The organism is Neobacillus sp. GCM10023253, from assembly GCF_042653105.1.
GTDB lineage: Bacteria > Bacillota > Bacilli > Bacillales > Cytobacillaceae > Neobacillus > Neobacillus citreus.
On the sequence record NZ_JBHSHV010000012.1, the window covers coordinates 558,782 to 572,177 of the forward strand.

Below are 13,396 nucleotides of genomic sequence, written 5' to 3' on the forward strand. Positions count from 1 at the left end.
TCCTATTCTTCCACCGAAAATTGCTTTAAGAAACGAACATCATTTGTATAGAAATGACGGATATCATCAACACCGTATTTCAGCATCGCAATCCGCTCAGGTCCCATTCCAAAAGCAAATCCAGTGTATTTCTTTGAATCATAGCCAGCCATCTCAAGTACGTTTGGATGAACCATTCCTGCGCCAAGGATTTCAATCCAGCCTGTCTGCTTACAAACATTACAGCCATGGCCGCCGCATACTTTACAGGAAATATCCATCTCAACGGAAGGTTCTGTGAATGGGAAAAAGCTTGGGCGAAGACGGATTTCACGGTCTTGGCCGAACATCTTTTTAGCAAATACATCCAATGTTCCCTTAAGGTCACTCATGCGGATATTTTCGCCTACCACTAAGCCCTCAATTTGCATGAACTGATGTGAGTGCGTCGCATCATCATTGTCGCGGCGGTATACTTTACCAGGGCAGATGATTTTGATCGGACCTTTGCCGTTGTTCTTTTCCATCGTCCGGGCCTGAACCGGCGATGTATGGGTGCGAAGCAAGATTTCTTCCGTAATGTAGAAGGAATCTTGCATGTCGCGGGCTGGGTGGCCTTTCGGCAGGTTCAACGCTTCGAAGTTATAATAATCCTGCTCTACCTCAGGTCCTTCTGCTATTTCATAGCCCATTCCGATAAACAAGTCTTCGATTTCCTCGATGATTTTTGTTAATGGATGATGGTTCCCAACCTTAACAGGACGCCCTGGAAGGGTGACGTCAATGCTTTCAGAAGCCAATTTTTCTAAGACAGCTGCTTCTTCCAGGTGATTTTGCTTAGCTTCGATTTTAGCAGCGATGGCTTCACGTACTTCATTAGCGAGAGCTCCAATCACCGGACGCTCTTCCGCCGATAATTTGCCCATGCCACGCAATACCTCGGTAATCGGGCCTTTTTTCCCTAAATATGCAACACGGATGTCATTCAAGTCTTTTAAGCTTGAAGACTGTTCCACTTTCTGAATTGCTTCAGCTTGCAACTCCTTTAAACGCTCTTGCATTTGGATTCCTCCTTGATTATTTATGTAAAAATAAAAAACCCCGCCCCCAAAAAAGGGACGAGGTATTAGATCGCGGTACCACCCTTGTAAACACGTATGTATACACATATTGTGTTCGCTTCATTCAGATAACGGCTGTAGCCGGGCGCATCTTTACATCTCCAATGGAAATGGTCCCGATGCCGACTCGGGAGGTGAACTTCTCCTGCCCTGTCCATAAAAGTGCTTTCAGTCGCGGCACTTTCTCCCTAAAAATGGCCATTTGACAAGATACTTTTCTCCGTCATTGTCTTTTAAATATCAACATTGTTCATTATTATATACTAATTTTTTGAGTGTTTCAAATTTATTTTTTCAAGTAATATAAAAGAATTCCTGCCGCAACCGCGACATTCAGCGATTCGCTTTTGCCGTAAATCGGAATATAAAGGTTGGCGGTTGTTTGGGACAGAAGTTCTTTATCCATGCCGCTCCCTTCGTTGCCGACAATCAGGGCGAAAGATTCACCGGTTGAAATATCAGTATATGCAGAAGCTCCCTCAAGTGCTGTTCCGTAAACAGGTATATTTTTTTCTTTTAGTTTTGTCGTCCATTCTTGAAGGTCGCCTCTTATGATTGGAAGGTGAAAGTGACTTCCTTGAGCGGAACGCAGAACCTTTCCGTTAAAGACATCGACGCTGCCTTTGCCTACAATTACCGCATCGATTCCCGCCGCATCGGCTGTCCGAATCATCGTGCCGAGATTTCCCGGATCTTGAACAGCATCGATTAGGAGGTACGTTTTTGCATTTTTTAAGTCTGTTTTTTGATCGGTTTGCCGGCAGACAGCATAAATCCCCTGGGGCGTTTCCGTTTCCGATAAGGAATCGGCGATTTCCTCCGTCACCATGTAAATGGGTGTCTGACCAGCATCGAGGCGAGGCGGCACACCTATTTTTTCAGAAATAATGATTTCTAAAACCTGTTCATCCTGTTTGAGTGCTTCTTCCACTAAATGAAAGCCTTCCACTAAAAATGTATCTGAGCGGTCTCGCTCTTTTTTCGTTAAAAGCTTTTTCCATTGCTTAACCTGCGGATTTTGCTGCGATTGTATATATTTCAATTTTGTTTCCCCTTTAAAAAATTACTCTGATTTTAACATTATAGCCCAATTAAAATACATATTAAAACCAAAATTAGAAATGATAATAAATGAAAACTCGCTGATTGGCGAGTCCGATAGGACGAAGACAGAAGCGTAGTTGAATTTATGCGTTAGGGAATTATATATTTGGGGAATTTTATAATTCCCTATTAGCTAAAGAATTTAAGCTTAAAGAAGGAGTGGCCCATTATGAATTTCAATTTGCGAAATGCTGTAATTCACAATGTTTCCAATAATTCGCAAGACCAATTAGAGGATACCATTGTCGATGCGATTCAAAGCGGGGAAGAGAAAATGCTGCCAGGTTTGGGCGTGTTATTTGAAGTTATTTGGCAAAATTCATCTGAACAAGAGAAAAAAGAGATGCTTAGCACGCTTGAAAGCGGGTTAAAGCATTAAAAATTGGTTTGGAAGCCGCTGGCCGATGGGTTGGCGGCTGTTTTTTTGGGGGAAGGCAGGGTCTATCGGCGAATTTTTGAGTTCTATCGGCGAATTTGAGAAGTCTATCGGCGAATTTTTGGGTTTTATCAGCGAATCGGAGCATTCTATCGGCGAATCGTCAAATTACAAAATAATCCCCGGCGCAAACACAGCAGCCGGGGACCCCAATACCTTATTCAAACGTAATCTTATCAACAGCCTCGCGATCCAAACGCTTTATGACCTCTACAATCAGCTTAACAGCATTTTCATAGTCATCACGATGGAGCATTGCAGCATGTGAATGAATATAGCGAGTCGCAATCGTAATCGCCAGTGCAGGTACACCATTATGCGTTAAATGGATGGAGCCAGCATCTGTTCCACCGCCTGGGATGGATTCAAACTGGTAAGGGATGTTGAGTTCATCCGCAGTATCCGTTACAAAATCACGCAATCCCTTGTGCGCTACCATTGAAGCATCATAGACAACCACTTGCGGCCCTTTGCCCATTTTGCTCATCGCTTCTTTTTCGCTAATTCCAGGTGTATCGCCGGCAATACCTACATCAACAGCAAAGCCGATATCAGGCTGGATTTTATAAGTAGCTGTCTTGGCACCGCGTAAGCCAACCTCTTCTTGAACATTTCCGACGCCGTAAACAACATTCGGATGATCAACACCTTGCAATTGCTTTAAAACATCAATCGCAATCGCACAGCCGATGCGGTTATCCCAAGCTTTCGCAAGAAGCATCTTTTCATTGTTCATTACAGTGAATTCAAAATATGGCACGACCATGTCTCCAGGACGCACGCCCCACTCAGATGCTTCCTCCCGGCTTGATGCACCGATATCAATAAACATATCTTTGATTTCAATTGGCTTCTTGCGGGCTTCCGCTGATAAAACATGCGGCGGCTTAGATCCGATAATCCCTGTTACATTGCCCTTTCTTGTTACAATGGTCACTCGCTGGGCAAGCATCACCTGGCCCCACCAGCCACCGACCGTTTGAAAGCGCAGGAAGCCTTTGTCATCAATCGCCGTCACCATAAAGCCAACTTCGTCCAAGTGACCGGCTACCATGATTTTAGGGCCGCCCTCTTTTCCAACCTTTTTGGCAATTAAACTGCCTAATCCGTCAGTGGTGATTTCATCTGCATATGGTGCTATGTATTTTTTCATGACTTCGCGCACTTCACGCTCATTGCCTGGAATTCCATTGGCATCGGTTAAATCCTTCAGCATGGTCAATGTTTCATCCATTTTTGCCATTATTTAGCCCCCTTTTATATGTACGATCATTTTCATTATAACGAAACTATTTGACAATTAACAAATTAATAGTTGTTTTGCTGTCTTTGATAATTTACTTCGTTTTTTGAAAAATATGCCTGTTCCATTTCTTCATAAGATATCCCAAGCAGGGCTGCCAGCTGCAAATATGCTACGAATAATCGCAGGTAATCCTCAAAACCTTTTGATTTTTGAAAAATTGTGACCCCTTCATAAACACTTAAGAACTGTTCTGTCACGCTGCACTCAGGCTGTGCAGCCATTAATTCCATTCCCTTTTGATCAAATCCGCACTCAATCCCCAACGATAAAATAAAATGCACCCCATCAACGAACTCCTCAAGAATCACATCTTTTGGTGATGAAGGCTTAACGCTCCAAAATTTAAAGCAGCGGGTTTCGTTAGCGAGCTCACCAAGCTCAACTAATAAGGCGAGAATTTTTCGGCTGAATAAATCCTCGTCCTGAAGCTGGTGTTTTTCTTCAATATGCGAATCTAATGCCTTTTGCATTTGAAACAACTTCACAAGGTTCATTTTTAAAACACTCCCTTTATAATAAGTATCACATCGATGATTGCCAGAATCGGAAAGCCAATCTTGAACTGCAGATGCTTTGTTTTATGCCGGAAAAAGTACATCCCAATCGTAGCACCAACAGCGCCGCCAAATAACGCTGCAAGCCATAACGTTCTTTCCCGAATCCGGTATTGATGTTTCTTCGCTCTGTTTTTATCAACGCCCATTAAGCTGAACGCAACTATATTTATAGCCATAATAGCTGCCCATAATCCTGCCATAAAAAATCTCCTCTACAGAAAAGGCCATCCTCATCAGAGAGAATGGCCATATCTTTAATTACTTATTTATTTGAGCTTTAGCAGCGTTTGCTAATTCAGCAAATGCGTTAGCATCGCTGATTGCTAATTCAGCAAGCATTTTGCGGTTTACTTCGATACCAGCAAGCTTTAAGCCATGCATTAAACGGCTGTAAGAAAGACCGTTGATGCGAGCTGCTGCGTTGATACGAGTGATCCAAAGTTTGCGGAAGTCGCGCTTCTTTTGGCGACGGTCGCGGAATGCATACATTAAAGATTTCATAACCTGTTGGTTAGCAACTTTGTATAATGTATGTTTTGAACCGTAATAACCTTTAGCTAATTTAAGAACTTTTTTACGACGTTTGCGAGTAACTGTACCGCCTTTTACACGTGGCATGTAATTTCCCTCCTAGATTAAATCAATGCTTATATCGATTACTTTACGTTTGTTAATAATTGACGAATGCGTTTGAAATCACCTTTAGATACAAGTGAAGACTTGCGAAGCTTACGCTTAGCTTTTGTAGATTTGTTTGCGAATAAGTGGCTTGTATAAGCGTGGTCACGCTTTAATTGACCAGATCCAGTTTTCTTGAAACGCTTAGCAGCGCCGCGGTGAGTTTTCATTTTTGGCATTGGGATGTCCTCCTTATTACTTTTCGATTTTAGGTGCTAAAACCAAGAACATGCTACGGCCATCCATTTTTGGATGAGACTCAATCGTAGCTACTTCCTTACACTCTACTGCAAAACGGTCTAATACTTTCTGACCGATTTCTTTATGGGTAATTGCCCGGCCCTTGAAACGGATGGAGGCCTTTACCTTGTCGCCTTTTTCCAAGAACTTAATAGCATTGCGAAGCTTTGTATTAAAGTCGTGCTCATCAATTGTTGGACTTAAACGAACTTCTTTTGTCGTGATAATCTTTTGGTTCTTTCGAGCTTCTTTTTCTTTCTTTTGATTCTCGAATTTAAATTTGCCGTAGTCCATAATCCGGGCTACCGGAGGCTTAGCGTTTGGTGCTACAAGCACTAAATCTAAATTCACTCGTCCGGCAATCTCCAGCGCTTCGATTTTGGATTTAATTCCTAACTGCTCGCCATTTTGATCAATCAAGCGAACTTCACGAGCGCGAATCCCATCATTTACTAACATGTCTTTGCTAATAATTAGCCACCTCCAAGGTTTAATCAAGAATACAACGTTTGGAAAAACATACTCCCCACCAAGATTTTTTATGTTTGGCAGTCCATGAGAAGTACAAATAAAAAAGTGTGGATGTACACACCCACACTTTACGAACAAAGTTAAAATAACTAAAAGTCCTCGTAAAACCTGCCAACTGCCAAACTGCGTCAATCAGGTGAGAAGCGGGTGCTTCTTCTTTTCCTAGAAACAAGTATTCAATTTATACCTTAGATACTATATCACAAGCAAAGAACTTTTGTCAAATGAACTCCTTTTGTGACAACGAAATTTATTTTAGCAGGAAAGCAGAAATTATTCAACATATTTTTATTACAGGTAAAAGTTAACAAAATATTCATTCCTAGGAGAATCATTTTTTATTAAAATAAATTTGGAGAAAGGATGTGGCTAAATGGCATATAAACCGCGAACCCAGTCTGAAGAATTACTCATTTTAGGAGTGTTAAATGCCCGATGACTTTATCAGATGATGACAAGAAGCATTATCTACGACTAAAAAAGGGATATGAAGGAGAGATAATGTTTGATGAGCTGACGGAACAGCTCAGATGCGAATGCTTTATTTTAAACGATTTGCTGTTTACGGTAAACAATCAAACTTTTCAAATTGACTCATTGATTATTGTGCCTGGACAGATTTATTTGTGTGAAGTAAAAAATTATGAAGGTAATTATTTTTACGAGTTAGGACCAGAATCCGAACCAGAATCAGATAGATTATATAAGCTGCCAAAGACTGAATATACTAATCCACTTTACCAGTTAAATAAAAGTAATTCTTTGCTCCGCCAATTGCTCCAGAACCTCGGACCACTTCCACCTCTTTTTCAATCGGTTTTGTCCGAAGGTTACCCGGGTTCGGACACTTCCACCTCTTTTTCAACCGGTTTTGTCCGAAGGTTGCTCGGGTTCGGACACTTCCATCTCTTTTTCAATCGGTTTTGTCCGAAGGTTGCCCGGGTTCGGACACTTTCACCTCTTTTTCTATCGGTTTTGTCCGAAGGTTACCCGGGTTCGGACACTTCCATCTCTTTTTCAATCGGTTTTGTCCGAAGGTTGCCCGGGTTCGGACACTTCCATCTCTTTTTTAATCGGTTTTGTCCGAAGGTTGCCCGGGTTCGGACACTTCCGCCTCTATTTCAAGCAGTTTTGTCCTTAAAAAACCAAAAAGGGAGATTTCTCTCCCTTTTTTTAAAATTACTGTTTATTTCTGCACTTCCGCCTTCAACCCAGCAAGAAACTCCTCAAACGCCTTAGTCTCAGACTTCTGCTCGCCATATTTACGTACGTTAACAGCGTTTTCCTCGACTTCCTTATCGCCGACAACCAGCATATAAGGGATTTTCTGCATTTGCGCTTCGCGGATCTTATAGCCTATTTTTTCATCACGGCCGTCCAATTCAACGCGGAAGCCTGCAGCCTTCAATTGTTCCTGTACCTTTCGGGCATAATCAAAATGCGCTTCTGGTGATACAGGAATCACTTGAACCTGTACAGGCGCCAGCCAAGTTGGGAATGCGCCCTTGTATTCTTCAATCAAGTAAGCAACAAATCGTTCCATAGTGGAAACTACGCCACGGTGGATAACAACCGGACGGTGCTGCTTGCCATCTTCACCAACATAAGTTAAATCAAAACGTTCAGGCAGCAAGAAATCCAATTGCACAGTCGACAAAGTTTCGTCCTTGCCTAAAGCAGTTCTGACTTGAACATCCAATTTAGGACCGTAGAATGCGGCTTCTCCTTCAGCTTCGAAATAATCAAGGCCAAGGTCATCCATCGCTTCTTTTAACATGCTTTGTGCTTTTTCCCACATCGCATCGTCATCGAAGTACTTTTCCTTATCTTGAGGGTCACGATACGATAATCGGAATGAATATTCCTTAATATCGAAATCTTTATAAACCTCTAGAATCAGCCGAACAACGCGCTGGAATTCTTCCTTAATTTGATCCGGACGAACAAAGATATGCGCATCGTTCAAAGTCATCCCGCGGACACGCTGCAATCCGGATAAAGCACCAGACATTTCATAACGGTGCATTGTTCCTAACTCAGCAATCCGAATTGGAAGCTCACGGTAGCTGTGCATCGCATTTTTGTACACCATCATATGGTGTGGGCAGTTCATCGGACGGAGCACTAATTGCTCATTGTCCATTTCCATTACCGGGAACATATCTTCATGGTAATGATCCCAGTGGCCGGAAGTTTTATATAGCTCCACGTTTGCCATAATCGGTGTATAAACATGGTCATAGCCTAGGCTGACCTCTTTGTCCACGATATAGCGCTCAACGATACGACGGATTGTTGCACCCTTTGGCAGCCAAAGCGGCAACCCTTGCCCTACCTTTTGAGAATTAGTAAATAAATTAAGCTCCTTACCAAGCTTGCGGTGGTCACGCTCTTTTGCTTCTTCAAGCAAACGAAGATGTTCAGCCAACTCTTCCTTTTTGAAAAAGGCAGTGCCGTATACGCGCTGAAGCATTTTGTTATTGCTGTCGCCGCGCCAGTAGGCACCCGCAATGCTTAACAGCTTAAATTCTTTAATTTTTCCAGTTGATGGAACATGGATACCGCGGCATAGGTCAAAGAAATCACCCTGCTCATAGATCGTTACTTGTTCCTCATCAGGAATAGCTTCAATCAACTCAAGCTTATACTCGTCGTCGATTCCTTTAAAAAGCTGAACTGCTTCAGAACGGCTGACTTCCTTGCGAACAACTTCAATGTTCTCGCTAACGATTTTCGCCATTTCCTTTTCGATTTTAGGAAGATCTTCAGGTGTCAAAGATTCCTCTAAATCCATATCGTAATAAAATCCGCCTTCAATAACCGGGCCGACACCAAGCTTGGCTCCCGGGTACAAACGCTTAACAGCCTGTGCCATTAAGTGGGCAGTACTGTGGCGCAATACCTCAAGGGCATCCTTAGATTCTGGTGTCACGATTTCTATTGAACCGTCTTCTTGAATTGGACGGCGAAGATCATACATTTGACCGTTTAGTTTGCCGGCAATAGCCTTTTTCTTCAGACCAGGGCTGATGGATGCCGCAATATCTTCTGTTGTCGTTCCTTTTGGAAACTCCTTTACTGCCCCATCAGGAAATGCAATTTTTACAACATCTGACATCATCAATTCCTCCTTATAAAATAAAAAATAAAAAAACCCATCCCTAGGAATAGGGACGAGTTTTGATTAACACGTGGTTCCACCCAATTTTTCATTTTCAGAAGCTGCCAAAAAGGCATACTGAAAATGACTTTAGGTCAGGGTAACGGCTGATTGCCGTCAACAATTACTAGCTTCATGAAAAAATGAAGTGTTCACTGGTGAAGTTTAAAGGTGGTAAGTATTTCTTTCGTGTTAGGAGGCTTTCAGCCGCGTCCTCCCTCTCTAAAAACCGTAAAAAAATACTGTTGTCCTTATCATTACATTTACTGTGATATAAGCTATGTACGTTATTATAATGATTTAGTTTTAAAAAATCAACTTCATAAAACAAATTATTTCAACAATTTGTATTTTTTATCCATGGTTTTCGGAGGAAGCTGCTTTTCCTACCCAATTTTTCACTTCCCGGAGCGCCTCGAATTGCCTGACCTTCACTCTTTCCTCAAAAATATTCTTAATCGTTCTGACAAGCGGGGCCTCCGGATCATTTGTATAAAGAAAAATAGATGTCGGCGCCAGAGATAATAGCGGGGCAATCGAGGCCGAATCGACGTAAACTGGATGATTCACCAATAGCTTTCGGTCAATCAGACGTATCAATTCGCTTCGTTTCATTTCTTCAAAATGTTCATTGTAAAAGGTGATTTCATCATCAAATAATAGATGCAGCACTTCAATTTTCGGCTCCCGATTTGCCAAAAAATCTCTCAGCATATTCACAAACATTTGGTATTCCTGCTCCATTTTATATTCATCAATTGAAAGCTCCACATAGCTTTCAAGGAGCTGGAGATACGAGCGCAACCTAAATTTCGCAAACGAATCAAACGAGAACGAAATATTTTCCTGAAAAACATGATGAATGGCTTCCTTAATATTAGGCTCCTCATTATTTTCCAGTAAAAAAGAAGACAGTTCAAAGCGATGCCCTTCTAAAATGGAATAAAGAATCTCCAAAATTTGCTGCCGTTCCTCCAGGTCTTCGTAAAAAAATTGCTGCTCCAAAATATCCATAAACCAGTCATCGCGTTTAATACATGTAATAAACTCATAAAAAGCGTCTTTAACCTTGGCAAATAAATGGTCAGAACAAGAGCCATCCATTATTTTCACTATATGTCGATCTTCAAAAAGAAGAATATTTTCATAATCAAGAAGATTATTTAATACTTTTTGCAAATGATTATAAAAACGGATTGCATCCATCTTATTTTGGAAGATGATTTCTGCCAACCAAATCCCCCCTAAAAACCGAATCTCTGTTTTAATATATATGGGGGACTTGGCCAAAATAGAAGTTTTAAAAGTGTAAAAAAGGACTCCGGCGAATACCGGAATCCCTTGTAACATTAATTTCTGCGGTTGGAACCGCCCACCATTACGGGTTCGCTCAAAGAACGAATTCGCTCCATTATGCGGCGGGCCTTCATTTTTTCCTCTTCGCCGCGTTGGCTGTAGGTTAAATGGTGCTCGAGCCCCTGAAAATCAAAATTAGAAGTAAAGAAGGTCGGCAGGCTCTCAAGCATGCGAAATTGCAGGATTGGTCCAAGAACTTCATCGCGCGTCCAGCTGGACATCGCTTCAGCACCAATATCATCAAGCATTAAAATCGGCTCTTTTTTTAACGCATCGATTTTTTCGTTTAAAGTCGAGTCGGCGATGGAGCTTTTCATCTCCCGCAGCAACTCCGGAACATAGACAACCATCGAAGAAATCTGCTTTTTGGCAAGTTTATTGGCAATGGCACCTAATAAATAGGACTTTCCAACACCAAACTTCCCGTAAAAATAAAGTCCCTTCACCGGCTTGCCCTGCTCATATTTTAGTAAAAAAGCGGCAGCTTTCTGAACTGCATCGATCCGTTCCTCATCATGTTCAAGCTCCTCGAACGAGGCATTCAGGATATCCTTTGGCACATGTAAACTTTTAATGAGTTTCTCATTTTTCCGCTTCTCATCTTCCATAATTTTTCGCGGACAGCGGTCGTACCGCAAATCGATGGAACTCCTCGTTAAAATTAATTCAGGATGATACCCCTTCATCATGTTGGTACATGCCTCAAGACTTTCACACTTGTGACAGTACCTGCTTTGCTGCGTATATTCATAAAGCTTCATCAGGCTCTTCTCAATAATCTCCTCGGTGAGGTCCTGCTGATGCTTCCTTAAAAAATCCCTGACATCAGGATTGGCCAATGTGTCCTCACGCATTTGCGCAAATCGTTTTTGAAAATTCTCATGTGAGGCTAACCGTTTTAGAGTTTTGTTGATCTTTTCCATAATTCACCTCCAGCATCTAGTCATCAAATGCCTTAAGCATTTCTTCTATTTCACGTTTTTTTGCTTCTAAATCTTTGGTCGTTTCCTTGTGCGGCTCAGCCTTTTTGGATGGATCTTCGTCAAACCATTCTGGAAGAAACTCCGTCCGGATTGGCTTTTGCTTTGATGTTTTTCCGGTAGCCTGTTTATTTTTGGCCGTTTTTTGGGATTCCTTCTTGGCTTGCTCCATCGCTTCTTTGACCGTCTTTATTTGCAGCCTTGCCCAGTTGCTGGCAATTGTCCCGGTGTACCCCTTTGTCAGCTTCATATCGGTCTTTAGCATCACAAAATGCATCAGCACATTTAAAACACCTGGAAGAAGCTTTTGATTGAACATGATCTCTTCAATCAGCTCAATTTCCGATTTTGATGGTTCTGCCCCTCCCGACAGGTCTTTTAAAAACTGCAAAGGGGACGTTGTTTCCAAATAATGAATGAGCTTCTCTTCCTTTGTTTTTGGCTCTTCCGTTTGAACCCGATGGGCAGCCGGTTGGGTACGTTCGATGAGTGTCGGCAGCTGGTCATAGTTCACAAATTGATACCAATCACGCGCAGCTTTTCGCAACTCTTCCAAATCAATTTCATTTGCCTCATTAACAGCACTGAGAATAATATTTTTCATTTGAATAGCATCGATATTATAAAGAAATGCGAGTTTACTAATAACCTCTTTTACCTTATGGTTTAAAGCTTTGTTCGGGACAAGCGATTCATTTAAACCGGCGATAAGCAGATCAAAATCAAACGTACCGATATCAATTTGCACACCACTTGAATCGTGACGCCCTATAAAGTGCTGGTCAGTATCGGCAGCAAGATCCTCAGAGTTATCCTGCATATATTGGATAGTACCGGGTGTTGCTGACATAAACACTTCCTGAAACGCCTTAGTGGTTTCCTGATATCCGGTACCTTTTGGGATTTGCTGTTCCGAGAAAAAGCGTTTTAAACGGGAAAAATGATTTTTTCCAATTTTACGATAAAGATAAATGTTAAGCATACCATCCAAAAAAAACTGGTCCGGGCTTAACGGAGGGTGGAGTTCATAAATAAAGGAACGCACCTCATCCTCCGTTTTAACATAAGTCTTCACCAAGCCGATTCCTTCAAGTTTTAGGCGTGCTTCATAGATTTCATTTAGATTCCGACCTAGTAGATTCATTAATAAATGGTGTGTGGAGGATTCCGACCATAATCGATTTTCTTCCAGTTCAGCCCAGAGTGTCATATACAAGCTAAAGCAAGTTGACCCAATTAAAGGCTGGTATAAAAATGTCAGCACTTTTCGGTCATACTCATGCAGCAGTCCATTAGCGGTAACAATATAACGATCGATTGGAAGTATTTCCTGCCAATGCTGCGCCATTTTCATTCAAACCTTTCCTATTAGCTAAAAAAGAGCCGAAACAGCTCTTTATAATTTCTCTTTGTTCATTAATTCTTTTAATTCTTCGATAAAAACATTGATATCTTTAAATTGGCGGTAAACTGATGCAAAGCGGACATATGCAACCTCATCTACTTTTGAGAGCCTGTCCATCACCATTTCGCCAATCTCATCACTTTTAATTTCGGAAACACCCTGACTTCGAAGAGCTTTCTCTACACCATGTGTAATGTCCTCTAATTCCTTTAAAGCAACAGGGCGCTTTTCACATGCCTTAATAAGCCCGCGCAGGATTTTATCGCGGCTGAATTCTTCCCTCGTTCCTTCCTTTTTGACGACAATTAAAGGAATCTCTTCGATTTTCTCAAATGTAGTAAAACGGTACCCGCATTCTTCGCATTCTCGTCTTCTTCGTGTTGCACGTCCCTCATCCACGGGCCGGGAATCAAGTACGCGTGTGCCATAATTCTGACATGAAGGGCATTTCATCTCCTAAACCAACTCCAAATCTAATAGGTAAATCCGAACATTTTCCGCAGCAATTCTTACTATTATCTTATAAAAAAGAACACCTTTTCA

Annotated in this window: 15 protein-coding genes and 1 other annotated feature; of the genes, 2 read left to right on the forward strand and 13 right to left on the reverse strand. The window is 41.7% G+C overall.

From position 1 onward, the window contains the following. Positions 1-2 precede the first annotated feature (2 nt). Both pheS and ACFPA1_RS16910 read right to left on the reverse strand, forming a co-directional pair. Positions 3-1,040 (reverse strand): phenylalanine--tRNA ligase subunit alpha, encoded by a 1,038-nt coding sequence (gene pheS, locus ACFPA1_RS16905; RefSeq protein WP_378584263.1) that lies wholly within the window; start codon positions 1,038-1,040, stop codon positions 3-5. A gap of 346 nt (positions 1,041-1,386) precedes the next feature. Then, positions 1,387-2,142 (reverse strand): TrmH family RNA methyltransferase, encoded by a 756-nt coding sequence (locus tag ACFPA1_RS16910; protein WP_378584264.1) that lies wholly within the window; start codon positions 2,140-2,142, stop codon positions 1,387-1,389. A 231-nt stretch (positions 2,143-2,373) separates the two neighbouring features. On the opposite strand from ACFPA1_RS16910, the gene sspI reads away from it, so the two are divergent. Then, entirely contained in the window at positions 2,374-2,583 is a 210-nt protein-coding gene (sspI, locus tag ACFPA1_RS16915; protein ID WP_213144645.1) for a small acid-soluble spore protein SspI, read from the forward strand. A 214-nt stretch (positions 2,584-2,797) separates the two neighbouring features. Here sspI and ACFPA1_RS16920 read toward each other — a convergent pair whose 3' ends face one another. From ACFPA1_RS16920 to infC, 6 genes are all read right to left on the reverse strand, one after another. Next, positions 2,798-3,883, reverse strand: coding sequence for a M42 family metallopeptidase (locus ACFPA1_RS16920; protein WP_213119946.1), 1,086 nt, complete (start codon positions 3,881-3,883; stop codon positions 2,798-2,800). A gap of 65 nt (positions 3,884-3,948) precedes the next feature. Then, on the reverse strand, positions 3,949-4,440 hold the full coding sequence (locus tag ACFPA1_RS16925; protein ID WP_213144644.1) for a dUTP diphosphatase: 492 nt from the start codon (positions 4,438-4,440) through the stop codon (positions 3,949-3,951). 2 nt (positions 4,441-4,442) lie between these two features. Further along, positions 4,443-4,703 carry a DUF1294 domain-containing protein gene (locus ACFPA1_RS16930; protein WP_378584266.1) on the reverse strand — a complete coding sequence of 87 codons (261 nt, stop codon included), beginning with the start codon at positions 4,701-4,703 and terminating at the stop codon, positions 4,443-4,445. A 58-nt stretch (positions 4,704-4,761) separates the two neighbouring features. Continuing rightward, positions 4,762-5,121 carry a 50S ribosomal protein L20 gene (rplT, locus tag ACFPA1_RS16935; protein ID WP_213144642.1) on the reverse strand — a complete coding sequence of 120 codons (360 nt, stop codon included), beginning with the start codon at positions 5,119-5,121 and terminating at the stop codon, positions 4,762-4,764. A 38-nt stretch (positions 5,122-5,159) separates the two neighbouring features. Continuing rightward, positions 5,160-5,360 (reverse strand): 50S ribosomal protein L35, encoded by a 201-nt coding sequence (gene rpmI / locus ACFPA1_RS16940; RefSeq protein WP_213119942.1) that lies wholly within the window; start codon positions 5,358-5,360, stop codon positions 5,160-5,162. Positions 5,361-5,376: 16 nt separating this feature from the next. Continuing rightward, a complete protein-coding gene (gene infC, locus ACFPA1_RS16945) occupies positions 5,377-5,880 on the reverse strand; it encodes a translation initiation factor IF-3 (protein ID WP_277398316.1) in 504 nt (167 codons plus the stop codon). 105 nt (positions 5,881-5,985) lie between these two features. After that, positions 5,986-6,117 (reverse strand) — a sequence feature (ribosomal protein L20 leader region). Between the two features lie 336 nt (positions 6,118-6,453). On the opposite strand from infC, the gene ACFPA1_RS16950 reads away from it, so the two are divergent. Then, entirely contained in the window at positions 6,454-7,191 is a 738-nt protein-coding gene (locus tag ACFPA1_RS16950) for a nuclease-related domain-containing protein (protein WP_378584418.1), read from the forward strand. On the opposite strand, the gene thrS is transcribed toward ACFPA1_RS16950, so the two are convergent. From thrS to nrdR, 5 genes are all read right to left on the reverse strand, one after another. After that, positions 7,139-9,070, reverse strand: a complete 1,932-nt coding sequence (thrS, locus tag ACFPA1_RS16955) for a threonine--tRNA ligase (RefSeq protein WP_378584420.1) — start codon at positions 9,068-9,070, stop codon at positions 7,139-7,141. The genes ACFPA1_RS16950 and thrS overlap by 53 nt on opposite strands. Before the next feature lie 396 nt (positions 9,071-9,466). Beyond that, positions 9,467-10,345: a putative sporulation protein YtxC gene (gene ytxC / locus ACFPA1_RS16960; RefSeq protein WP_378584268.1), complete on the reverse strand. Its 879-nt coding sequence runs from the start codon at positions 10,343-10,345 to the stop codon at positions 9,467-9,469. Positions 10,346-10,461: 116 nt separating this feature from the next. Beyond that, positions 10,462-11,391, reverse strand: a complete 930-nt coding sequence (dnaI, locus tag ACFPA1_RS16965) for a primosomal protein DnaI (RefSeq protein ID WP_213144639.1) — start codon at positions 11,389-11,391, stop codon at positions 10,462-10,464. Positions 11,392-11,407: 16 nt separating this feature from the next. After that, complete coding sequence (locus ACFPA1_RS16970; RefSeq protein WP_378584422.1) at positions 11,408-12,796, reverse strand: replication initiation and membrane attachment family protein; 1,389 nt, start codon at positions 12,794-12,796, stop codon at positions 11,408-11,410. Between the two features lie 48 nt (positions 12,797-12,844). After that, entirely contained in the window at positions 12,845-13,306 is a 462-nt protein-coding gene (gene nrdR / locus ACFPA1_RS16975) for a transcriptional regulator NrdR (protein ID WP_213144638.1), read from the reverse strand. Positions 13,307-13,396 lie beyond the last annotated feature (90 nt).

Bases quoted from the DNA above. Each gene is read 5' to 3' on its own strand.
- rpmI (WP_213119942.1), bottom strand. From the start codon at position 5,360: ATGCCAAAAATGAAAACTCACCGCGGCGCTGCTAAGCGTTTCAAGAAA.
- thrS (WP_378584420.1), bottom strand. From the start codon at position 9,070: ATGTCAGATGTTGTAAAAATTGCATTTCCTGATGGGGCAGTAAAGGAG.
- pheS (WP_378584263.1), bottom strand. From the start codon at position 1,040: ATGCAAGAGCGTTTAAAGGAGTTGCAAGCTGAAGCAATTCAGAAAGTG.
- ACFPA1_RS16950 (WP_378584418.1), top strand. From the start codon at position 6,454: ATGTTTGATGAGCTGACGGAACAGCTCAGATGCGAATGCTTTATTTTA.
- ACFPA1_RS16920 (WP_213119946.1), bottom strand. From the start codon at position 3,883: ATGGCAAAAATGGATGAAACATTGACCATGCTGAAGGATTTAACCGAT.
- ACFPA1_RS16970 (WP_378584422.1), bottom strand. From the start codon at position 12,796: ATGGCGCAGCATTGGCAGGAAATACTTCCAATCGATCGTTATATTGTT.
- ACFPA1_RS16930 (WP_378584266.1), bottom strand. From the start codon at position 4,703: ATGGCAGGATTATGGGCAGCTATTATGGCTATAAATATAGTTGCGTTC.
- infC (WP_277398316.1), bottom strand. From the start codon at position 5,880: ATGTTAGTAAATGATGGGATTCGCGCTCGTGAAGTTCGCTTGATTGAT.
- sspI (WP_213144645.1), top strand. From the start codon at position 2,374: ATGAATTTCAATTTGCGAAATGCTGTAATTCACAATGTTTCCAATAAT.
- nrdR (WP_213144638.1), bottom strand. From the start codon at position 13,306: ATGAAATGCCCTTCATGTCAGAATTATGGCACACGCGTACTTGATTCC.
- dnaI (WP_213144639.1), bottom strand. From the start codon at position 11,391: ATGGAAAAGATCAACAAAACTCTAAAACGGTTAGCCTCACATGAGAAT.
- rplT (WP_213144642.1), bottom strand. From the start codon at position 5,121: ATGCCACGTGTAAAAGGCGGTACAGTTACTCGCAAACGTCGTAAAAAA.
- ACFPA1_RS16925 (WP_213144644.1), bottom strand. From the start codon at position 4,440: ATGAACCTTGTGAAGTTGTTTCAAATGCAAAAGGCATTAGATTCGCAT.